Origin of the sequence: Spirulina sp. CCY15215 (genome assembly GCF_016888125.1) — a bacterium.
Lineage (GTDB): Bacteria > Cyanobacteriota > Cyanobacteriia > Cyanobacteriales > Spirulinaceae > CCY15215.
The window spans coordinates 35,509-55,767 of record NZ_JACSWA010000517.1; the positions used below are offsets into that span (position 1 = coordinate 35,509).

At 44.9% G+C, this 20,259-nt stretch carries 18 protein-coding genes and 3 pseudogenes; 8 read left to right on the forward strand and 13 right to left on the reverse strand.

All coding sequences use genetic code 11. The annotated features are described in order from the left end of the window. Positions 1 to 259: 259 nt before the first annotated feature. The 4 genes from JUI58_RS17485 to JUI58_RS17500 all read left to right on the forward strand — a co-directional run bounded on the left by JUI58_RS17485 (position 260) and on the right by JUI58_RS17500 (position 5,031). On the forward strand, positions 260 to 1,174 hold the full coding sequence (locus JUI58_RS17485) for a PhnD/SsuA/transferrin family substrate-binding protein (RefSeq protein WP_204105087.1): 915 nt from the start codon (positions 260 to 262) through the stop codon (positions 1,172 to 1,174). Positions 1,175 to 1,190: 16 nt separating this feature from the next. Further along, entirely contained in the window at positions 1,191 to 2,075 is an 885-nt protein-coding gene (locus JUI58_RS17490) for a PhnD/SsuA/transferrin family substrate-binding protein (RefSeq protein WP_204105088.1), read from the forward strand. Positions 2,076 to 2,120: 45 nt separating this feature from the next. Beyond that, positions 2,121 to 3,026, forward strand: coding sequence for a phosphate/phosphite/phosphonate ABC transporter substrate-binding protein (gene phnD / locus JUI58_RS17495; RefSeq protein WP_204105089.1), 906 nt, complete (start codon positions 2,121 to 2,123; stop codon positions 3,024 to 3,026). Between the two features lie 166 nt (positions 3,027 to 3,192). After that, positions 3,193 to 5,031, forward strand: coding sequence for an ATP-binding protein (locus JUI58_RS17500; protein WP_204105090.1), 1,839 nt, complete (start codon positions 3,193 to 3,195; stop codon positions 5,029 to 5,031). A gap of 26 nt (positions 5,032 to 5,057) precedes the next feature. Here the strand turns inward: JUI58_RS17500 and JUI58_RS17505 are convergent, their stop codons facing one another. The 5 genes from JUI58_RS17505 to JUI58_RS17520 form a co-directional block, all read right to left on the reverse strand. Beyond that, positions 5,058 to 5,858 carry a creatininase family protein gene (locus tag JUI58_RS17505; protein ID WP_204105091.1) on the reverse strand — a complete coding sequence of 267 codons (801 nt, stop codon included), beginning with the start codon at positions 5,856 to 5,858 and terminating at the stop codon, positions 5,058 to 5,060. 89 nt (positions 5,859 to 5,947) lie between these two features. Continuing rightward, positions 5,948 to 7,150, reverse strand: coding sequence for an HhoA/HhoB/HtrA family serine endopeptidase (locus JUI58_RS17510; RefSeq protein WP_204105092.1), 1,203 nt, complete (start codon positions 7,148 to 7,150; stop codon positions 5,948 to 5,950). Between the two features lie 226 nt (positions 7,151 to 7,376). Then, positions 7,377 to 8,957: an MBL fold metallo-hydrolase gene (locus JUI58_RS17515; RefSeq protein WP_204105104.1), complete on the reverse strand. Its 1,581-nt coding sequence runs from the start codon at positions 8,955 to 8,957 to the stop codon at positions 7,377 to 7,379. 75 nt (positions 8,958 to 9,032) lie between these two features. Then, a complete protein-coding gene (locus JUI58_RS27080; protein ID WP_275414369.1) occupies positions 9,033 to 9,155 on the reverse strand; it encodes a hypothetical protein in 123 nt (40 codons plus the stop codon). 44 nt (positions 9,156 to 9,199) lie between these two features. Next, a complete protein-coding gene (locus JUI58_RS17520; RefSeq protein ID WP_204105093.1) occupies positions 9,200 to 11,107 on the reverse strand; it encodes a cation:proton antiporter in 1,908 nt (635 codons plus the stop codon). 201 nt (positions 11,108 to 11,308) lie between these two features. Between JUI58_RS17520 and JUI58_RS17525 the strand changes: the two genes are divergently transcribed. Then, positions 11,309 to 12,883: a hypothetical protein gene (locus JUI58_RS17525; RefSeq protein ID WP_204105094.1), complete on the forward strand. Its 1,575-nt coding sequence runs from the start codon at positions 11,309 to 11,311 to the stop codon at positions 12,881 to 12,883. A gap of 115 nt (positions 12,884 to 12,998) precedes the next feature. On the opposite strand, the pseudogene JUI58_RS27825 reads toward JUI58_RS17525, so the two are convergent. Further along, a pseudogene (locus tag JUI58_RS27825) lies at positions 12,999 to 13,166 on the reverse strand (mannose-1-phosphate guanylyltransferase); the annotation flags it as partial. 123 nt (positions 13,167 to 13,289) lie between these two features. Beyond that, positions 13,290 to 13,472, reverse strand: a pseudogene (locus JUI58_RS17535) (IS4 family transposase); the annotation flags it as partial. 176 nt (positions 13,473 to 13,648) lie between these two features. Here JUI58_RS17535 and JUI58_RS17540 point away from each other — a divergent pair. Beyond that, positions 13,649 to 14,149, forward strand: a complete 501-nt coding sequence (locus JUI58_RS17540; RefSeq protein ID WP_348539916.1) for an N-acetyltransferase — start codon at positions 13,649 to 13,651, stop codon at positions 14,147 to 14,149. A gap of 203 nt (positions 14,150 to 14,352) precedes the next feature. Here the strand turns inward: JUI58_RS17540 and JUI58_RS17545 are convergent, their stop codons facing one another. From JUI58_RS17545 to JUI58_RS17555, 3 genes and pseudogenes are all read right to left on the reverse strand, one after another. Then, a complete protein-coding gene (locus JUI58_RS17545; RefSeq protein WP_204105096.1) occupies positions 14,353 to 14,712 on the reverse strand; it encodes a DUF2254 family protein in 360 nt (119 codons plus the stop codon). Positions 14,713 to 14,805: 93 nt separating this feature from the next. Next, positions 14,806 to 15,528, reverse strand: a pseudogene (locus tag JUI58_RS17550) (IS4 family transposase); the annotation flags it as partial. A 235-nt stretch (positions 15,529 to 15,763) separates the two neighbouring features. Then, positions 15,764 to 16,165 carry an AbrB family transcriptional regulator gene (locus JUI58_RS17555; RefSeq protein WP_204105097.1) on the reverse strand — a complete coding sequence of 134 codons (402 nt, stop codon included), beginning with the start codon at positions 16,163 to 16,165 and terminating at the stop codon, positions 15,764 to 15,766. Between the two features lie 247 nt (positions 16,166 to 16,412). On the opposite strand from JUI58_RS17555, the gene JUI58_RS17560 reads away from it, so the two are divergent. Both JUI58_RS17560 and JUI58_RS17565 read left to right on the forward strand, forming a co-directional pair. Next, the gene (locus JUI58_RS17560; RefSeq protein ID WP_204105098.1) at positions 16,413 to 16,856 is read left to right on the forward strand and encodes an RrF2 family transcriptional regulator; all 444 of its coding nucleotides are present in this window, start codon (positions 16,413 to 16,415) and stop codon (positions 16,854 to 16,856) included. A 187-nt stretch (positions 16,857 to 17,043) separates the two neighbouring features. Further along, positions 17,044 to 17,202, forward strand: a complete 159-nt coding sequence (locus JUI58_RS17565) for a hypothetical protein (protein ID WP_204105099.1) — start codon at positions 17,044 to 17,046, stop codon at positions 17,200 to 17,202. Here the strand turns inward: JUI58_RS17565 and lepB are convergent. From lepB to JUI58_RS17580, 3 genes are all read right to left on the reverse strand, one after another. After that, positions 17,199 to 18,266: a signal peptidase I gene (gene lepB, locus JUI58_RS17570; RefSeq protein ID WP_204105100.1), complete on the reverse strand. Its 1,068-nt coding sequence runs from the start codon at positions 18,264 to 18,266 to the stop codon at positions 17,199 to 17,201. The genes JUI58_RS17565 and lepB overlap by 4 nt on opposite strands. Before the next feature lie 14 nt (positions 18,267 to 18,280). Further along, complete coding sequence (locus tag JUI58_RS17575) at positions 18,281 to 19,663, reverse strand: aminopeptidase P family protein (protein ID WP_348539915.1); 1,383 nt, start codon at positions 19,661 to 19,663, stop codon at positions 18,281 to 18,283. Positions 19,664 to 19,767: 104 nt separating this feature from the next. Continuing rightward, positions 19,768 to 20,064, reverse strand: a complete 297-nt coding sequence (locus tag JUI58_RS17580) for a YggT family protein (RefSeq protein ID WP_204105102.1) — start codon at positions 20,062 to 20,064, stop codon at positions 19,768 to 19,770. Positions 20,065 to 20,259 lie beyond the last annotated feature (195 nt).

Consider the following 20,259-nt stretch of genomic DNA (forward strand, 5'->3'; position numbering starts at 1 on the left):
GCAAGCCAGTCGGCGGAGGTTTGGGGGATTTTAGGAGCAGGTAGGGATATTTTGGTCGCCAGTTACTCCACGCTTCTCTATAATTATACCTAAATATTGTTTTCACAAGTTTTTCATAATTCATTGTTACAGTGAAGTAATTAGCTTTTCCTTGGAACAATCACAAGTTTTTGCTAACAGAAATCGATTAATTACTTCAGAAAACCTATCTTGATGTTCTCAATATCTTTCTTCAAATCTTAAACATATAAATGGAAAATTGACAAGATTAAAAGCCATGAAACGACGTTCTTTCTTTTGGTATTCTTGCTTATTTCTCGCCAGTTGTTCCGCAACAAGTCGTAATTCTACAAAAACAGAAAAACCCGCGATCGCCAATTGGCCTGATACTTTGCGTTTTGCGATTACCGACGCTGACGGGGAAGAAGAATTAAACCGAGACTATCAAGCCTTTCGCAGCACCTTAGAAGAAATCTTGGCTTGCACAATTGAGTTTTTCCCCGTTAAAAGTCATGTAGCAGCAGCACCGGCTATGTTAACAGGAGACTTAGATTTAGCTTGGGCTGGACCATTAGAGTATCTTGTTTTGCAAGCTCGAGCCAAAGCAATTCCCCTCGTTTCGCTTCAACGTCCTCACTTTCGCACTGTAATTTCCGTGCGCGGCGATCGCGGCATCAAAACCGTCGCCGATCTGAAAGGGAAAACCATTGAGATTAATGAAGTCGGCTCTACAGGTTCTCATCTTGGCACGGTTAAACTTCTCCTAGAAGCGGGGTTAAATCCTAACACGGATGTGAAGTTTATAACTTCAGGAAGCAATACCATGTCGAGTTTGGTATCAGGAGAAATTGATGCCTTGGGAAGACCAGAACATCGCTACCACGCGATTCTAGAAGAAGAAGGTCTTGCTACCGCAGACTACCCCATAATTGCCATCGGCGAACCCATCCCAGGAGATGTTTTTGTGCTTAACTCCCAATTCGATCTCCCCGTTGTGGAAGAGATGCGATCGCGCATCTTAGCCAATAACGAGAAACTCATGGCGGCAATTTGGTCTGTGGAAGAACTCAAAATTCGCTTCCAAGACGCATTTTTTGAACCCGTCGATGCCTCGAAATACGAGGAAATCCGAGAAATTTTGCGGGCGATCGGACAGGAAAATCTCGTTCAATAATTTCCTCAAACAAACAATGAAACGACGTAATTTCTTAATTTATTCTCTCTTATTGACAGCAGGCTGCACCACAGCAACCGAGAGAAATGCTCCAAAAGCAAGTGTTTCTTTACCCGAAACCCTGCGTTTTGGCGTAACAGATGTAAGAACCTTGCAGGAACTAGAACAAGATTATGAGCCTTTTCGCATGGCACTGGCGGAAATCTTCGAGACAAAGATCGAATTTGTCCCCATTAACAGCCAATTGGCTGCCGCTTCTACCTTGCGATCGGGACAACTCGATCTGGCTTGGGCAGGACCGTCGGAATATGTGGCGATTAAAGCCAGAAGTCAGGCTGTTCCCCTCGTTAGCCTCAATCGTCCCAACTATTACACCACGATTTCCGTGCGAGGGGATAGCGGCATTAAATCCCTGGCGGACTTAAAAGGCAAAAAAATTGATATGGAAGAAGTGGGTGCAAATACGGCTCATCTAGGGGGTATCAAGGTGCTTTTGGACGCAGGTTTAAACCCGAAAACAGACTTTCAAGTTGTCATGTCCGGCCAAGAAACAATAGAAGAGTTAAAACAAGGTCGAGTCGATGCTTGGTCAACAGCAGTTCATATTTATCAACAAGCATTGGCCAAAGAAGGGGCAACTGAAACTGATTATCCGATCATCGCTCGAGGAGAGAATTTTCCTGGAGATATTTTTGTGGTTGCTGGTAAATTCGCCCCCGAAGTCGTGGAAGAAATGCGATCGCGAATGCTGGCTAATACCGACAAACTTTTACAAGCCATACAAGCCTCGAGTCTGGGCAAAAAGTTCAAAGATGTCAGTTTTTCTCCTTCCAATGATGCCGATTATGACATGATTCGCGAAGTCTATAAGGCGATCGGACAAGACGAGTATTTGCAGTAGCGATCGCGGCTGCATTTTGTTAAACAACTTGAAGGATAAAAAATCATGAAACGACGTTCTTTCTTTTGGTATTCTACTCTTTTTCTAGGGAGTTGCTCCTCTAGCTTCCGTAGTTCTACTGAAGGTGCGGAAAATACGCAAGGAAAAAGTGTAGACCTACCCAAAACCCTGCACTTTACTGTCACTGATGCGGAAGGAATCGAAGTCCTCAAAAAAGATTACGAGCCTTTTCGAGAAGCCCTTGAAGCAGTTTTGGCTACTAAGGTCGAGTTTTTCCCCGTTGATAGTTTTGTTGCAGCAACTCCAGCCATGTTAACGGGAAAAATCGATTTGGCTTGGGCAGGTCCCTCGGAATACCTTATCTTGCAGGCTAGAGCAAAGGCCATTCCGGTAGTTTCCCTCAAGCGTACCGATTTTCACACTGTTATCGCCGTCCGTGGCGATAGCGGCATTAAATCTCTTGCGGATTTAAAGGGGAAAACCGTTGATATGTACAAAATTGGCTCGACAAGTAGCCATATTGGTGGAACGAAAATACTGATAGACGCGGGATTAGAGCCGCAAGGCTATTTTAAAACAGTAATGTCGGGCAGCTATTCCCTACAAAGTTTAAAAAATGGCGAAGTGGATGCGGTTGTCAGGGCTGCCCATCGCTACAAAACCGTTATCCAAAACGAAAATCTTTCTGAAAAGGATTATCCCATCATTGCGACAAGCTCTCTTTTACCTGGGGATATTTTCGTAGCCAGCAGCCAACTGGGAGAAACTGTTGTCGCAGCAATGCGATCGCGAATGCTAGAGAATCAAGAGCGCATCCTACAGGGTATTTTCGCCTCCCCTGGCCTCGCCAGCAAATTCAAGGATTCTTCTTTTATTCCAGTCAATATTGCCGACTACGAGGCGATTCGGGAGGTTTATCGAGCGATCGGACAAGAAAACTTAATTCAGTAAACTCAAGCAGAATTGCAGAATTGTTATAACTTACTAAAGATTTAGCAAACCAAGAGCTATCTTCACGAGTTTTTCACAATTCATTTCTAGGATAAATAGTATTTACCGAACATAGCATCTACAAAATATTTTTAATAATAACCCCCGATAAAAAAGGAATTTAAACATGAACCTTATCCCGAGCAAATCCGCAAACAACGATCACGCTGGAACCTCTTTCCCGCCAATGGTCAAACAGCCTGTTCGCTCTCTTTCCCGATTGGGTAAAAATTTAAGTATTGCCAAAAAGATCGGCTATGGTTACGCCCTAGCTATTGGTATTGCTGTTTTTGGGGGGGCGATCGGTTTAGTGGCAGGGGAATACTATCAAAGACAGGCAGAACAACAATTGGAATGGGCGGAACAGCAGGACGATTTTCTCAACACACTCGATAATGCTGTTCTTAATGTTCGCTTTCACCCGCAACAATTGGTGACGGTTTTAGAGGATGCTATTTGGTTCGAGTACGAAACCAGCGAGTTTTTTAATAATACTGCCCACGTCCGAGAGATTCTCTCGGAACTGATTGCGTTTATCAAGGTTAATCCCGATCATACTGCTGTCCCGGCCAAAGATTTTTTAGAGCTGCAACAAGGCTATATTGCTGCGATCGCCTCTTATGAAACAACAATGCAGACTCTGTGGAAAAGCATTGACCCCCTCAATTTAAAACCCAAAGATATCCCCGCCGCCCGACAGCAGGTGATCGAAGCCATCTCCGGACCCAAAGCCCTTGATATTCGCTTACAATTCGAGCGTTTGAGTGAGAAGTTACTTCGCATCAGACAAGCTGCCCAAAAAGAAAAGGAAATCGCGATCGTCAGGCAAATAAACGCCGATCGCCTGCGTTTGGGGATAGTTCTCAGTAGCTTGGGTTTTGCGGTGGCGATCGCGGCCTTACTTGCTTGGCGTACCAGTCGCGCCATCGCCCGTCCCCTCGAAGCAGTCACGGGAGTTGCCCGAGAAGTGACCAAGAACTCTAATTTTGACCTCCGCGCCCCCATTACCACCAAAGATGAGGTGGGCATCCTCGCAGATTCTCTTAATCAGTTAATCGCTTGGACGGGAGAATATACTCACGAGTTAGAATTTGCCCGAGAAACCCTAGAACAACGGGTTGAAAAACGCACCCAAGAACTTCAGCAAACCCTTAGCAATCTCAAGCAAACCCAAGCACAATTGATTCAAACGGAAAAAATGTCCAGTTTGGGGCAAATGGTGGCGGGAGTTGCTCACGAAATTAACAATCCTGTGAGTTTTATTCATGGTAATCTTGCTCATGTCGATCGCTACCTACAGGATTTATTTCAGTTACTCGAACTTTATCAGCAACAATCTCCCCAACATACTCCTGAAATTGCAGAATTGATCGAAGAGATCGATCTGGAGTTCTTGCGATCGGATATGCCCGATATTCTCAAATCTATGCGAATGGGTAGCGATCGCATTAAAGAAATTGTTTTATCCTTGCGAAACTTCTCTCGTTTGGATGAAGCGGACATGAAAGATGTCGATCTCCATTCCGGTATCGATAACACCCTAACAATCCTCAGCAATCGCCTCAAACAAGGAGTAGAAGTCGTGAAAAATTACGGCGATCTTCCCTTTATTTTCTGTTATCCCGCCCAACTCAATCAAGTGTTTATGAATCTGATAGCGAATGCTTTAGATGCTCTCTTTGAAGCAGAGACGAAATGCAAACAACTCATTATTACAACAGAGAAAATAGCTGGCGATCGCGTCAGTATTAAAATTCGCGATAATGGACCCGGTTTTCCCGATCAAATTAAAGAGAAACTCTTTGATCCCTTTTTTACCACCAAACCCATCGGCAAAGGAACGGGTTTGGGATTAACAATCTGTTACCAAATTATAGAAAAACATCAAGGCATCATTGAAGTAGCTTCACAACCAAGAGAAGGAACAGAATTTGCGATCTCTCTCCCCATTAAATCAATGCGTTAATCGATAATTATTAGTATTATATTTTATCATATCTTGGGTATTTGAAAGGTGTAAACATCTTCGATCGCTCGCACCCATCCCTTAGCAACCGAAGCAAGAATGCGATCGCCTTTGGCTCGAGTCGCCGTTGTTGCATCCCCAATAACCCCACTTTTACTTAAATCTTTAGTCACCCAAGCAAAAGGTAATTTTCCCTCAATACTCAATAAACTTTCTGGGGGTAATTCTGGAGGATATTCGCAAACAGCTTGCTCCATTTTCACTTGTTCTGGTAATAGTGCTAACATGATGCTAGTTTCCGCATCTCCACCATGAATTCCCATTGCTAATTCCTTTGCACTCAAGACTTCTTTGGCAATATGAGGAACACGCCAAGTAAAGAATGGAAAAACCAGAAAATCGCTATATTCTTGATGTAAATCTCGTGCGATAATTTCTATAACTTGCGGTTGTCCACCATGAGAATTCATGAACACTAATTTACGAAATCCCGCTCGATAAATACTCTCAGCAACTTCTTTAAGGGTCGCTAAAAGGGTCTGTGCTGAAAGCGATATCGTTCCAGGAAAATGCCAATGTTCGTTGGATTTTCCGTAGTATAAAGGCGGCAGAGCATAAGCAGGAATCCGAGCATCTAATTGGCTCAATGCTGTCCCTAAAACCCCGACACTAATCGCAGAATCAACAATAATCGGTAAGTGGGGGCCGTGCTGCTCGATCGCGCCAATGGGTTGAATAATCACTGTATTTTCCTTATCCGACATGGCCTGAATTTCCGTCCAAGTCAGATAGGCAAAAAATCGTTCCGGTGGAATAAACCCGTGCATGAAATAACTTTGTTGTTTAACTTTGTTGTTAATGATTAGTTATTAATTCTTACTCTCTCCCTCATTGATAATTGATAATTGATAATTGATCATTGATCATTGATAGGAAATGCTTGCGGAATAACTTGTAGAGTGACTCCCTTTCCTTTGCGATCGACCTCAATCCTTAATGGTTTACCAATTTGACTGAGTTCAACTTGTTGTTGAACATCCGTAGCGTTACTAACAGCATTTCCGTCTACTTTGATAATAATATCTCCGATTTGGAATCCTCCCCGAGCGGCGGGAGAATTGGGAATAACTCCCATGACAATAATGCCGCGATCGCTAGTAATAACAAAAGGTTGGTCGGGACTTTGATTGAGTTCATCGCGGCGATCGGCATTAAGGGTAATCATTTGCACCCCCAAATAAGGATGCTCGGCTTTCCCTTCAGCAAATAGTTGATTGGCGATGCGTTTGGCGGTTTCGATGGGAATAGCAAATCCCAATCCTTGAGCATCGGCGCGAATTGCGGTATTAATGCCAATAACTTCCCCTTTCGCATTTAATAAGGGACCACCAGAATTGCCAGGATTAATGGCTGCATCGGTTTGAATAAAACGGACACGCTTATCGGGAACCCCCACTTGAGAACTTGATCGCCCTGTAGCGCTAATAATGCCCACCGTGACTGTATTATCGAGGCCGAGAGGATTACCGATGGCGATCGCCCATTCTCCAGGAATCAACGTTTCTGAGTTCCCTAACGTCACCGCAGGCAAGTTTTTCGCATCAATCTCGATCGCCGCGACATCGGTGACAGAATCTCGTCCCACAACTTTCCCCTCTAAAGCGCGACCATCTTTGAGGGTAACTTTAACAATATCTGCCCCTTCGACAACATGGGCATTAGTGACCAGTCTTCCATTCGCCGTGAGAATAAAACCGGAACCCGTACCCCGTTGCAGTTGTCGAGGCATAGGTTTTTCCCCTTCCTGTCCAAAGAAACGACGGAAAAAAGGTTGCTCTAAAGAATCAGAAAAAGGGTTGGCGATCGTGCGAGAAGCATCGATTCGCACCACGGAGGGACCGACTTGACGAACCGCTTCAGCAATAAAATTAATGCCTACAGGTGGCTCATTCTCTTGTTTTGCTAAAGGTAAACTAGGGAGAGTCGCTGGAATGAGTTGCGAAGGCTGTAGGTTACTTTGTTGCTCTTGATTCAGTCTTTGATGTCCCCAGAATCCCGATCCTGTTCCGATCACTAACAAGCCAATATATATACCCAGTTGTTTTAGAGAGATAGTCATGACATTTACGCTTATTGCTAGAAGCCGATAGATCGAGATCCGCTTTACATTCACTCTAGTTAATTTGTTGCTAAAAAACAACCTCCCGAAAAACTCGGGAGATGTCAATGATTCAGCCTAGCAAATTTACTGGCAAAAAAAGCCACCAATTCCTTATATAGCAAATTGGCAAACTTTGCTTCGCGATTTCCTTTGTTGGTCTTGCTAACCCGACCCAAATCAAAGATTATGGGTCGGGACTGCCCTCGACATTTTGTTCAAAAACCGGACAGCACCCTTGCAAGGTCACTTTAAATCCGTAAAGTGGAGACTGGCGGTTAAAACAGCGCTGACGAAATTGGTGATGGCAGTTCGCACAACACTCTCCGACGGCTTGAATGGGGCGACTGCTCTGGGACAAGAGTTCTCGTTGGGATAGTCCCCGCAAGACTAACTCATTGCCTTGCCAGCGTGCTTCCAGCAAACCCGTATCGGCAAAAGTCTGCCAGTGAGGGCTTTGCATGAGAGCGTGAGGCAGAATAATGCGAATGCTCTCCTCAAGTTCGACAATTTCTCCTTCATGGGGGACAGGGATAGGAACAGAGGGTTGGATAAAGCGATCGCCGACGGGTAATTCTAATAAAGTTCCTGTTGCTGGGGAATGCAATTGATAGCGATTTTGTAATTCTTCTAAGGCAATAAGATCCGTGAGATAAGTGGATGAACCATGCACGAGAAGAACGTGCTGGGGACGAATATTGTGAATGAGTTGGGCAGTATTGCGTCCATCGCTATGTTCTGAGAGTAAATAGGTTTGCAGGTGAATGTCTGGGGAATTCTCCAAAAGTTCGGGGTGAGGCATGGATATGCGACCAGGATACTCGGGAAACAAAACTACCCAAGTTCCACCTTGAGGGATGCAATAATGTTGCCAGAGTTCGGCGCGATCGACGAGAAGCACGCAGGGAAACTCGGCGATCGCCTCAACTCCCATTTCTGGCAGCCGACGCACTCGCGGTAAAACTTGTTCGTCCCAAAATAAAGGTTGATGACTGGCAAAGTTCTGCACGGAAGCGGGTAGAAGTGGCAGGAGTTCTAAATAAGAATCGCAAGTCGCAGCAACGCTCTCACTGACCCAAATATTAACATCTCGCCCAGTAAATTGATGGTGCGATCGCAACAGCAGCAAAATTTCTTGCGCTAACCCCATCGCAGGCACTGGCAGTAAAACCGAGTGTCCCGTCGATAGTGCTGTATCAATTTTGCCCATCAATTTTTGCTCTAATTGTCGCCTTCTGGGATGTCTAGCAGTACCATAACTGCCCTCGATAATTAAAACATCGGGAGATGAACCTCGAAGGGACTCAACGGATAATCCCTCCACTAAGCGAGAATTGGAGAGAAAAAAATCCCCTGTATAGATTAGGCTGTAATCTCTTTGAGGGGTGTGACAAGAGAGAATAACCCCTGCCGCTCCTGGCAAGTGACCGGCGGGAAATAGCTGAATCTGGAGATTCTCGAACAGGGAAATCGGCGATCGCCAGGGCAAGATTTGACAAAATGAACTAATTTCTTTTTCTTCAGGCCAATTCAGGGGCAGCAAACGAGCAGTTGCTTCACTCCCATAAATCGGCATTTGCGGAAAATGCCGATGCAGAGCAAGCAAGCCCCGCGCATGATCGGTATGAGCGTGAGAGCAAAAGACAAAATCAGCAGGAGGCTCAGAAGATTCTAATAACTCAGAAATATCTCTTAAACCGCAATCGAGGAGAATGCGGTATTTTCCCATCCGGATGAGCAAGCATACGCCTTCTATACCATGTCCCATTCCATAGGGATAACAGGAAAAAAAGTGAGATGAATTAGAATCAATCACTATTTATCAGTTAATTAAAGAGTTTAATTAATGAGCCGAACCATTGCCATGATAATCATCCGAATCATAGAAGCCATTTTTCGTGCCGTAGAAGAGGGTTGCCACAATAAAAATAGCAGTCAGGATTAATAAAATAAACTTAACATCCATTGTTTGTCTTTCCTCTAGCTGAATTTCTTCTTATGATAGCCTTATTAGTCCGGTAGAGGCATAGCGAGGGGAATTTCCTCAACTTCTGGTAATCTTTCCAAAGCCAGACGAGAGGAAGACGTACCCCCAGATAGGCGTTTTAAAAGTTTGGGTCTGGGATCGTGAAGCAAATAAATCAGTTTATCTCCTATTTGCCATTGTTCGGAAGCGATGGCGATTTGCAAACCTTTTTCTCGCTTCACCAATAAGGGTAAAAGTTCTCCGGCTCTAATCATAGCTTGCAAGTGTGCCTGCTGAAAGGATAAACCGACTTCTTTTAAAACCGTTTCGCCTAATTTGACTTGTCCATCAATAATATATTTGTTCCATTTTTTAATCGGAACTTGAGTCATAAAGGCTTGGTTGACCTTTGTTTTCGTTTTCCCAGTTTCTTCGCGATCGCCGCCGTTATTTTGTGGGAAAATGGCCAAGACTCGAGGCGGGCTGAATTCCTCTAGGGCGCGTTGAGCCAGCACGGAATTCACTTCTCCATTACTGGTTAGTGCAATAAAGGTACCAATCGACTCCAAGCCCGCATCTTCAAGGACATCGGCATCGAGGCCGCTACTTTCAAAGACTTGAAGATTATACTCTCGAGCGCGATCGCAAGCCTCGGGGTCAGTATCGATCATCACGACGGATTCTCCTTCTTCTTGGAATAACCATCCCACCAAACGCCCCAAAGGATTACAGCCAATAATTACGGCTCCAGTGGCTTCAGAAGAAGTAATTCCCAATCCTTTAGCCACCCAACGCGCTGATAGTCCTTGGACAAAAACCGTCATCATAATAGTTAAAAAAACCAAGGCTTTAATCGATTCTCCGCCATTAATGCCTTGTTGAGTTAACAAAATCGCAAATAAGGAGGCCACTGAAGCGGAAATAATTCCTTTCGGACCCACCCAAGCAATAAACAATTTTTGCCGCCAACTCAAAGTGCTATTGAAGGTACATAAAGTAACACTAATCGGTCGAACAATAAACATCAGAGAAAGAACCGTCAGTACGCTACCCCAACCTAGGGCAAAAATACTGGCGATGGACAAATCCGCCGCTAAAAGGACGAACAGGACGGATACCCCTAAAACAGTTAATTGTCCCTTAAAGCGTCGCAAGAGCCGTTCTTCCGGCAGAGAAGAGGCTCTCAAAACAATCCCAGCAATGACCATAGCCATTAATCCCGATTCGCTTTTTAGAGCTTGAGATAAGCCAAATAAGCCCCAAACCCCCGCCAATACGACGAGATTTTTCAGGTCTTCCGAGAGAAACTTGGCTCGTTTGAGGAAAAATCCCAAGAACCAACCCCCCAATCCTCCCACGATCGCCCCTATGCCCAAACGCATGATTAGAGAGCTAAATACTGCCACGGGGAGGGCATCGCTATTGAGAATGGTATCGAGAACGACAACGGCAAGAATAGCACCCACCGGATCGATTAAAACCCCTTCTCCTTCTAAGAGGGTGGCGACTTGGCGATCGACGGAAACTTGTTTGAGGAGAGGACTGATCACCGTGGGTCCTGTAACGACAACCAAAGCTGCGTAGAGAAAGGCGATCGACCAAGGAAATTCGCTCAACCAATGAGCAGCCATTCCCCCCCCCAGCAAAGCAATGAGAGTGCCGAAAGTGACGAGATTGCGGAGAGTGGCGGAAACGCGCCCTAATGCTCTCAATTCTAGGTTTAAACCGCCTTCAAAGAGAATAATTGCCACAGCGAGGGCAACGATAACTTCTAAACCCACACCTAACTCGTGGGGATGTAGCAAATTAAGTCCATCTGAGCCTAAAGCAATTCCGAAAAGCAGCAGGAAAACAATGCTAGGGACCCGCAAAAACTCACCCAAAACTTGAGCGCCGATCCCGGCCAGAACAGCAATAACAATTTGTAAAGTTAGGATGAATGATGATTCCATAAATCTGGGAGATACTAGGGAGCGGTGGTCGCATTAAGTTAGAATTGCTGGTTTAAAATTGCTGTAGGCGATCGCCAGAAATCGTCTATATACTAAATGTTTGACGGAGTAAACTCGATACTAGCTTGGATAATAACAAAAGGATTCTTATCGTGTCGGGTATTTTAACATTTAGGTCTTCTTCCCTGATTAGAATTTTTTATGGAATATCGCAGTTTGGTGGGGATTCGATCGCGCGATCAGTTCTCTCGGCAGAATGATTGGCCGGAATGGTTGTGGGGACTGGGTTTATTGTTGGCTGCTTTGTTGGTTTTTGGGGTTAACTTGTCGGTACCACTTTTGCAGGATGGCTCTGAGGTGGCACTGGCTCTCCAAGGGAGGGCGATCGCGGCTTCTCCTCATTTTCCCCAGGATTGGTTACTAATTTCTCCCGATCAGCCTTTGGCTGGCCATGAGTTCTCTTTATTATCGGTATTGATTGCTTTTGCTTATCGTTGGGGCGGGATCGATGAGGGGATGACCCGGTGGCCGATTGTCGGACTTGCGACTCTATCTGTATTTTTTCTCTATCGCACGGGTCGAGAAGTTTTTGCGCGGCGCAGTACAGCGATTATCTCCGCTTGGATTTATCTGGTTCTTTCTCCTCTGGTTCCCTTGGGACGATTTGCGCTACCGACGGTGGCCAGTTCTTGCTTTGTTTTAATGACGATTTGGTTGACTTTGCGATCGCGTCGGGATTTTCGCTGGACGATGGGGATCGGTTTGGGGTTAAGTTTGCTGGGTTTAACTCAAGGAGGGTTGGCAATCATCTTGGGAGGGGTTGTCTTGAGCTTTTTAGCTTGGGACACTCCCAGACTACTGCGATCGCTCTATTTATGGGCTGGGCTACTTTTGGGCAGTTTTCCCTTTATTGGTTACATTTTACTGCATTCTTTCTCTTTAACTGCTTTTTTTGCTCTGTTTTCTCACCCGTCTATTCTTTTAAGTCAGTCTTATGGGCTAAAAACTTTGTGTTTTGCTCTACCGGGATTTTTACTCGGGCTTTCTGGTTTATCTGTGGCGATTACTAACTGGAATTGGGGATGGGCAAAGTTAACGTTAACTTGGTTTTCTGGGGCATTTATCGCCATTCCTCTCTTTTCTTTTTCCTTGGAGTCAAGTTTGCTACTTTTTCCTCCTTTGGCTCTAGCAGGAGGGGCCAAATTGAGGGATCTGTTTAATTCTCCTAGCGATCGCGAATATTCTAGTTGGTCTTTCCTGGCGATCGCCTTGGCATTTGTCGCGACAATCTCTAGTTTGGGTTTTGCGAGCTTATTTCCTCTCGACCGCGCTTCTGCTCTTGTTTGTGCAGCCGTGGCATTATGTTTGGCAATGGTTGCTCTTACCATTGCTCAACAGGATCGACAGGTTCTCATTTTATTATTTTGGGGGATGTATATTGCTTTATTTCTCTTTGGCAGTACCATCCCGACTCAAGAGTTTGACTCAGCTTCTAGTCTAGATTCTCTTCTGCAATCCCTTCGCGAAACCCCTCAAAACCAAGTTATTTATACTTCTCTCAAGAATCAATATGCGGCCTTTGCGTTTTATAGCGATCGCCCTATTGCAACTAAAACCGACTTGCAGTTAGAGCAACTCTGGTATGAGAAAAAGCATCCTTATGTTTTACTGCACCGCGATCGCGATCGCCGCATCATTCCCAATTTAAACAATGCCGAAATTCTCGGAACAACCTCCTCTGAAAATTGGCTGCTTCAGAGGAAGCGATCGCCATAATTACTCAAAATCAAAAACTAGAATACAACCTCTTTCACCCGATGAAAGGGGTTGTATTCTGTCTAAGTACAGGACAAAAGTTGTATGGGACGGAAATTAGGCTCAAACAGGGATTAATGTAGCCGTAGCCGGTGGAGGGATAGGTAGGTTTAACACCTAGAGTAACGATCGCCCCTTGTTGTTGGGCCACCTCAATAGCGGCGTAGAGGGTGTGGTGGAAGGCTTCAGGGGGATCAATCCAGTGATCTGCGGGGAAAAAGCCAATCTTCGACACCTGGGCTGAGTTACTCTGCCATGCCGCTTGATTGGATAAAGTCGAGCTAAGGAATCCAAAAAATCTGTACTCATACAATTGACCTCAAATTACATTACTTTACGAGGCATCGTTGCGAAGGAAAGACAGCTGCTGCATCCGTTTGTAGTTTGAGGCTTCGGCGGCTCTGCCTCCCCAGACGGTGGCGAGTTCAGCGAGGTTAACGGTTTTGGCTCGAAATAGTGCCATCAGGAACAGGGCAACAAATGACAGTCTGGCTCCATGCCATCCGAGGTGGGGTCGCAATTGGGCTCGAATTTCGCTAATCTGGCTCATGAGGGTTTGGTTTGGTTTGTGCTAACTCCTATCAAACCCTCTCTCTACATCCTTTTCAAGATTTTTGTCCCGTACTGAGGTAATATGCATATTATATAAGTATTTATCCTGTAATCCACAAGATAATACATAGATAGCATGTACATCAGAATAGCTCACACATATTGGATATTGAAATGCTTATAAGAAAAGAAACACCTTCAGACATAGATGCGATAACTCAGGTTACAGTAGCGGCTTTCAAGAACCATCCAATCAGCCATCAAACAGAGCAATTCATAATAATTTCATTGCGGACTGCAAATGCCCTAACCATCTCTTTAGTGGCAGAAATTGCCGAAAAGGTTGTTGGTCATATTGCTTTTTCGCCTGTCAAATGCACTGATGGTTCAGAGAATTGGTATGGACTTGGACCCATTTCAGTACTACCTGAATATCAAAGACAAGGTGTCGGGAAGGCTCTTATCAATGAAGGGCTATCCTTGTTGAAAGAGTTGGGAGCCTATGGCTGCGGTCTTGTTGGCGATCCAAATTATTACAAAAAATTTGGTTTTAGGAATACTTCATGTTTGGTTTATGAGGGAGTGCCAAGTGAGTTCTTTCTTATCCTTCCATTTGTCGAAAAAATTCCACAGGGTTATATATTGTTTCATGAGGGCTTTGGGGCAAATGGCTAACAGTCTGCTCAAGCCGAACCGATAAGCCCGTTGAAGCTATCTTTTCCTAGCCAAGCTTAAGCAAGCAAAAATAGTTGACTTCGTTGCTGAGTACCGAGAAGTTATTGGCGATTCCTTTGAGAATGTGTCTCGCCGCAAAGATCAATAATTGTTAAGCGATCGCCTAAAAATCACGACTCACAGGAATTGCGATCGCAAATTGCTTAAACTTGACTGATCGCTTTCACCGCAGCCAGATACCGCTCTTTCACATTGTTGTAGTCCGATTCCTCCGCAATTCCTTCCTGGCTACCGCGTTCAATCATATCGGCATGACGCTGTAGTGTCGTTCGGTCTGGTATTCGGTTAGTAAAGAGCGCGATCGCCGAAAGAATGGCCCGTGAACCACTAGGCCCTAGAGAATAAGCCCAGTCTATGTTTTCGATGATAGTGGCTTCTTGCCTGTGGTCAATCCAGATGGTAATAAACGAAAGCGCGATCGCCAGCAACACCATCAGGGATGGCACAAACCAAAAACTGGAATGTAATGAGTCCCACAGTTTAGCTAACTTAGCGTATTTCATCGCCAGTAACATCAATAGGTAAGAGGTAAGTTTATCTAGGGCGGGATTTCACTCTTGCCATCTTACTAACTCTCAAGAATTTCCTTCGCTGGTCTTCCTGGACTTCTGCTTTGGGTCAAGACGAGTGCCGATGACAAAGACCGGACGACCCCACACCCACCGTTGTCCCGGCAAAACCCGCGTTTCGCCAATCGCTAAAGACCGAAACAGGTGAGACCCCATGATGGCAGGATGACCCTTTCCCGCACAAATCTTGTCCGTCTGACGAATACGCAGCCGAAAGGGGATCGGCTTATCCATCATCAGGTATGAGAGCCAGGGTTTGCCGATAAACCCACGGTCTCCCGTCAGATAGGCAATCGAACCATCGGGGAACACCGCTTCAAAGTGGTCAAGCAAGTCCATCCGCTCTGCACTGCTACTGTTGCCTTTCTGCTTGTTAAGCATTGTCCACATCAGTGGATAGCCGATGCCTTCATGGACTACACACAGCATTGAGATGTTGAAGTGGGTGGTGCCGAAAGACCAGTTGGTGCGGTCAATGCTCAAAACCCAGGGTTGGGGGATGCTAGCCATGCTCATGACCATCTTGGCGAACTGCTCCATCTTGACTTCAAACGACCGGAAAAATCGCTGCATCCGTTTGTAGTTTGAGGCTTCGGCGGCTTTGCCTCCCCAGACGGTGGCGAACTCAGCGAGGTTAACGGTTTTGGCTTGAAATAGTGCCATCAGGAACAGGGCGACAAATGACAGTCTGGCTCTATGCCATCCGAGGTGGGGTCGCAATTGGGCTCGAATTTCGCTAATCTGGCTCATGAGGGTTTGGGTTGGGTTGTGCTAACTCCTATCAAACCCTCTCTCTACATCCTTTTCAAGCTTTTTGCCCCGTACTGAGATCTAGGACTTACCCATTAGCGGGCAAGATTCCCGCACTACATTATAAGTCCCAAGATCGAGGTTTCTTTTCACTCAGCTTGACCGACTCGATTTGGCCAATCTCGATTGTCTGGTTACTTTGACCCGCAATCTTACAAACAGTTCTAGGAGAAGATTAGACTTCTTCTAACTCTGAGTCTTCATCATCGGTAATTTGTTTGAGGTGAATGTGTTTCCGTCCGAGGGAAATTTCAAACTCATCTCCAGGTTGCAACCCCATTTTTTTCGTATAGGCTGAACCGATTAAAAGATTCCCATTGGATTGTACGCTAATGCGGAAACTTGCAGAGCGTCCGCCGCGTCCGCCGCCATTGCTCGAACCGTCTAACTCAATGCCCTCTGCATCAATGAGAGCGTTGAGAAATTTCATCATATTAACGCGCTCGATGCCATTTTTGGTAACGGTATAGTAACCGCATTGTCTGGCTTTTTCTTCTTTGGGAAGTTCTTCAAGATCCTTGAGTTTATCAAGAAGGTCTTGACCGACTAAGGGTTCGGAGGTTTTTGTCGTACTCATTAACTTAATACTCGAGTTGGTTGTTCTTGTTGTTGGCTTGTCTTATTGTCTAATAACAAGGTTGTCAAGACAATAATTTTAACCTTCATCACTTTAACATATCAAACTATATTTTTTGTCTCTAAGTCAACAAGAGTTTAAACTTATTAAAGAGGATTGGAAGGGAGCAGGGGGAAATTGTAACATTTTGTATTTTCAGACCTCCATTGCCCATAGCATTCTCTAACTTTATTGGACAAACTGATTCATGAAACTGACAACTCGCGGGCATTACAGCGTCAAGGCTCTCTTGGATTTGAGTTTACAACCCGATCATAAACCCGCATCGGTTTGCGCGATCGCAGAACGCCAAGATATCCCTGCTCCTTATTTAGAAAAACTCCTGATTGAATTGCGTCGAGGGGGTCTAGTCTATTCAATTCGAGGTTCTCGTGGGGGCTATCAGCTTGCTCGTCATCCCTCGCAAATTTCTCTAGGACAAATCTTTGCAGCACTAGGGGAAGAGGTTGCTCCTTTACCCAAACAGATTCCCGATGCCGATCGCGCGGAAGATTGGGTTGCATTGAGTTTGTGGAAGCGTTTGAATGAAAAACTGAAAGAATCACTTTATCGCATCACCCTTGCGGATCTTTACTATGATGCCCGCAGTTGGCAAGCCGCTCGGGGTGAAGATGCTAGTTTTGTGGTCTAGAAGGGCGATATATTTTTAATCTTCAGGGAAATAAAATTAAGACAAGAGATGCCAAAATGTCAAGATAAAATATTAACAATCAAAATGAGACGATCGCCTACTATCCAGATCGGTAGAGAAGATCGAATCTGGCTCAAATCCTTTATTATCAAAGTATTGAGTATTTTTTTAAGGATTGTTAATCAGGTTGATATCTCTCTATTTTTATAAAAATAAGCCGAAAATTACCGTCTTGGAGGGAAGAATTATCGCCAAAATCCTACTATATTTTCCCCATTTTACGATCGCGGGTTTGTTGGCCATCGGTTTTGGATCATTTAGCGATCGCCGAGGGATGATTCTCTAAGTTTGGTCGGGTAAAAGGGAGCGCGATCGAAACAGGGGAAAGATAATTTTATAGGCTCGACCAATAATATTCTCTGCGGGAAGAACACCCCAAACATGAGAATCAAAACTATCATTGCGATTATCCCCCAGCACCCAATAGGAATTTGAGGGAATCTGTTGAGGAGGAAGTTCGTAGTTGGGGGAGGCTGCTAGGTAATTTTCTTGTAGGGGCTGCTCGTTAACGTATACTAATCCTCCGCTAATTTGCACTGTTTGTCCAGCAGAGGCGATCGCACGCTTGACGTAAAAAGTTTCTTTGTTGGTGCTATTTTGGGGATCGAGAGTGCGGGCATTTTCTGGGGCTGTAAACACGATTAACTCTCCGGGTTGAGGTTGATAATGGGACAATTTTTCTACTAAAATGCGATCGCCAATTTGTAGGGTAGGCTGCATGGAGGAACTGGGAACAACAAACATTTCAATATAATTAACTAACCCAAGGGGAATGTAACGGGTTAAAATTCCCCAACTCAAAACCGCGATCGCCATAACAAGAACAAGAGATCGCCCTCGGGAGTTGCGATCTTTGCGGGGAAAAGCAATATAAGCATGATACGCTGCTAAAGCGGCGATCGAGCAAGTTAAAAGCGAGAAAGCGGGAACAAAGTCATCAGCAAAAGAAAAAATTATGGTCAACCCTAAGAAGAGTCCGCCCAAGGTTACTTTTTGGAGATAGAATTGTCCTAAACCTGGAAGAATGCGGGATAAAAAAACAGCAAACCAAGGATTTTTATGGGTTCTCGGTATTTTTTCGGCTTGAGGATTATTGGCTTGGGGATCGAGACAGTGGAAGGCATCAAAGAGATTAGCAATGTATAGTGCTGTCGCAAGAAGTAAGCTGGTTAAAGCGATCGCCAGACTCCCTCGGGCTGTAAAAATTAATCGCAGTCCCACCAGAATTAAACTTGCGTGGGTTATCAGAAAAGCCCATCCTTTGAAAGTTTTTCCCGCATATATTTGTCCGATCCCTGGAAAAAACAGGGACAAATTAACAGCCAGCCAGGGATCGCGATCGTTTAACAATTACTGATTCCTCGTTACCAATTCCTCATTACCAATTCTTCTATATTTTCGGCGCATTTGGGTAATTTTTCTGTTAATACTTCAGATCCTGATTCTGTCACCAATACATCATCTTCAATGCGAATACCGCGTACATCCGCAAATTGTTCTAAACGTTCCCAATTTACTGCATCTTTATATTTAGCACGCATTTCTGGATTTTGCAGTAGGGCGGGAACTTGATAGAATCCAGGTTCGATGGTGACAAGCATTCCCGATCGCAGGGGACGATCTAAACGCAAATATCCTAACCCAAAGCGATCGCTTCGTTGTCTTCCTTCGGCATATCCAGCTAAATCCCCCAAATCTTCCATATCGTGTACGTCTAAGCCTAACAAATGACCGATACCGTGGGGGAAAAAGAGGGCATGGGCATCGCGATCGACTAATTCGGCAGGGTTTCCGCGTAAAATGCCTAAATCCACTAATCCTTCTGTAATTGTTAATGCGGCTAACAGGTGAATATCGCGATATTCTACTCCTGGTGCAAGGCGATCGATGCAGCGATCTTGTGCTGCTAAGACTAGATTATAAATTTCTCGTTGTGTCGGCGAAAACTTCCCTGTGACGGGAAAGGTGCGGGTAATGTCGGAAGCCCAGCCCAAAGAGGTTTCTGCCCCCACATCGGCTAAAATTAAATCTCCTGGTTGTAGGGGATTGTGATAGTGTTCGTTATGCAGGACTTCTCCCTGTATAGTAACGATGCTGTTGTAGGAACAGGTCATATTTTGAGCAATAATAACCCCTTCCATTGCTCCTCGTACCTCTGCTTCTGTTTTTGCCTTCCTCGCTGTTGTCATGCCTGTTTTATGAGCCTCTACTGCAACATTGGCTGCTTTTTGTAGTTCTGATAAGGCGCTGCGATCGTGGGTTAATCTTAAGGAAATAATGGCTTTAATCAGTGCTAAATCTTGCCCTTGACTATGTTGAGGAAGTGGAAGGGGACGATTTAAAATATTAATTTGCTGTTGATAAGTGATGGGATCGGGTAGGGCGATCGTTGCGGCATCTTGAGGGCGATCGCACAATTCTGTCAAAGGATAAGCAGCATCTGCGCCAATTTGAGCGGCAATTTCGTCGCGATCGCCTTGCTGTCCGTGCCAAAGGGTGCTTTCCGGTGCAGGATTATCCCAATAGAGTGTTAATTTTCCCTCCTGCAAGCGAATGGCTGCATTTTCTAAGGGTAATCCGGCAAAATAAAGGAAGTGACTACTGGCACGAAAGGGAAACTTATTGGCGGGAAAATTACGCGATCGCGCACATCCCGACCAAAGAATAGCGGGAAATTCAATCTGTTGCTTGAGATTTTGGCGGCGTTGGTGCAGAGTAGAAGCAAAGTCGCGATCGAGCATTACCATGTCTGGAAAAATATTGTTGGCAAAACTGAACTAGAAAATACAAACAGGTGCGATCGCCTTCAATGCTTCGCACCTGAATGGATGAAGAATGAAAAACCAACCAATTAGATCGCCAAACTGAGTAAAAGTTGTCCAATAATTCCCACCAGAATCGGTCCAACCCAACTCAAAACAATAAGTGCCAGCATCGGGGAAAAATCCATGCCTCCTAAAGCGGGAACAAATGAACGAAAAATATTGAGATAGGGGTCGGTGATGGGGCTAAGAAATCCCATGACTTGTTGCGCCCATTCTGCGTTTTGAAACCAAGTTAGCAAAACGCGAATGAGAAGCAACATTGAATAAATATTAATAAAGTTATACAAACTGGCAACCAAGAGATTGATAATATCTGGACTCATGTTGTTAATTTCCTTAAATTGATTGTTTTCTCTATTGTACAAGCTCCCGTTTCGAGATACAGCGAAGAATAACAAGTTGCACGATTATTCTATTCGCGATCGCCATCAAAGATGTGGCAAGGGGACTCCCGTTAGACCCGATAGGGTTAGCGGGAGAGGAATTGCCACAAACAAGGGAGTCTGAGCAAAGCGAAT

Excerpts from the sequence above, each read along its gene's own strand:
- JUI58_RS17490 (WP_204105088.1), top strand. The coding sequence starts at position 1,191 with ATGAAACGACGTAATTTCTTAATTTATTCTCTCTTATTGACAGCAGGC.
- phnD (WP_204105089.1), top strand. The coding sequence starts at position 2,121 with ATGAAACGACGTTCTTTCTTTTGGTATTCTACTCTTTTTCTAGGGAGT.
- JUI58_RS17500 (WP_204105090.1), top strand. The coding sequence starts at position 3,193 with ATGAACCTTATCCCGAGCAAATCCGCAAACAACGATCACGCTGGAACC.
- JUI58_RS17505 (WP_204105091.1), bottom strand. The coding sequence starts at position 5,858 with ATGCACGGGTTTATTCCACCGGAACGATTTTTTGCCTATCTGACTTGG.
- JUI58_RS17510 (WP_204105092.1), bottom strand. The coding sequence starts at position 7,150 with ATGACTATCTCTCTAAAACAACTGGGTATATATATTGGCTTGTTAGTG.
- JUI58_RS17515 (WP_204105104.1), bottom strand. The coding sequence starts at position 8,957 with ATGGGACATGGTATAGAAGGCGTATGCTTGCTCATCCGGATGGGAAAA.
- JUI58_RS27080 (WP_275414369.1), bottom strand. The coding sequence starts at position 9,155 with ATGGATGTTAAGTTTATTTTATTAATCCTGACTGCTATTTTTATTGTG.
- JUI58_RS17520 (WP_204105093.1), bottom strand. The coding sequence starts at position 11,107 with ATGGAATCATCATTCATCCTAACTTTACAAATTGTTATTGCTGTTCTG.
- JUI58_RS17525 (WP_204105094.1), top strand. The coding sequence starts at position 11,309 with ATGGAATATCGCAGTTTGGTGGGGATTCGATCGCGCGATCAGTTCTCT.
- JUI58_RS17540 (WP_348539916.1), top strand. The coding sequence starts at position 13,649 with ATGCTTATAAGAAAAGAAACACCTTCAGACATAGATGCGATAACTCAG.
- JUI58_RS17545 (WP_204105096.1), bottom strand. The coding sequence starts at position 14,712 with ATGAAATACGCTAAGTTAGCTAAACTGTGGGACTCATTACATTCCAGT.
- JUI58_RS17555 (WP_204105097.1), bottom strand. The coding sequence starts at position 16,165 with ATGAGTACGACAAAAACCTCCGAACCCTTAGTCGGTCAAGACCTTCTT.
- JUI58_RS17560 (WP_204105098.1), top strand. The coding sequence starts at position 16,413 with ATGAAACTGACAACTCGCGGGCATTACAGCGTCAAGGCTCTCTTGGAT.
- JUI58_RS17575 (WP_348539915.1), bottom strand. The coding sequence starts at position 19,663 with ATGGTAATGCTCGATCGCGACTTTGCTTCTACTCTGCACCAACGCCGC.
- JUI58_RS17580 (WP_204105102.1), bottom strand. The coding sequence starts at position 20,064 with ATGAGTCCAGATATTATCAATCTCTTGGTTGCCAGTTTGTATAACTTT.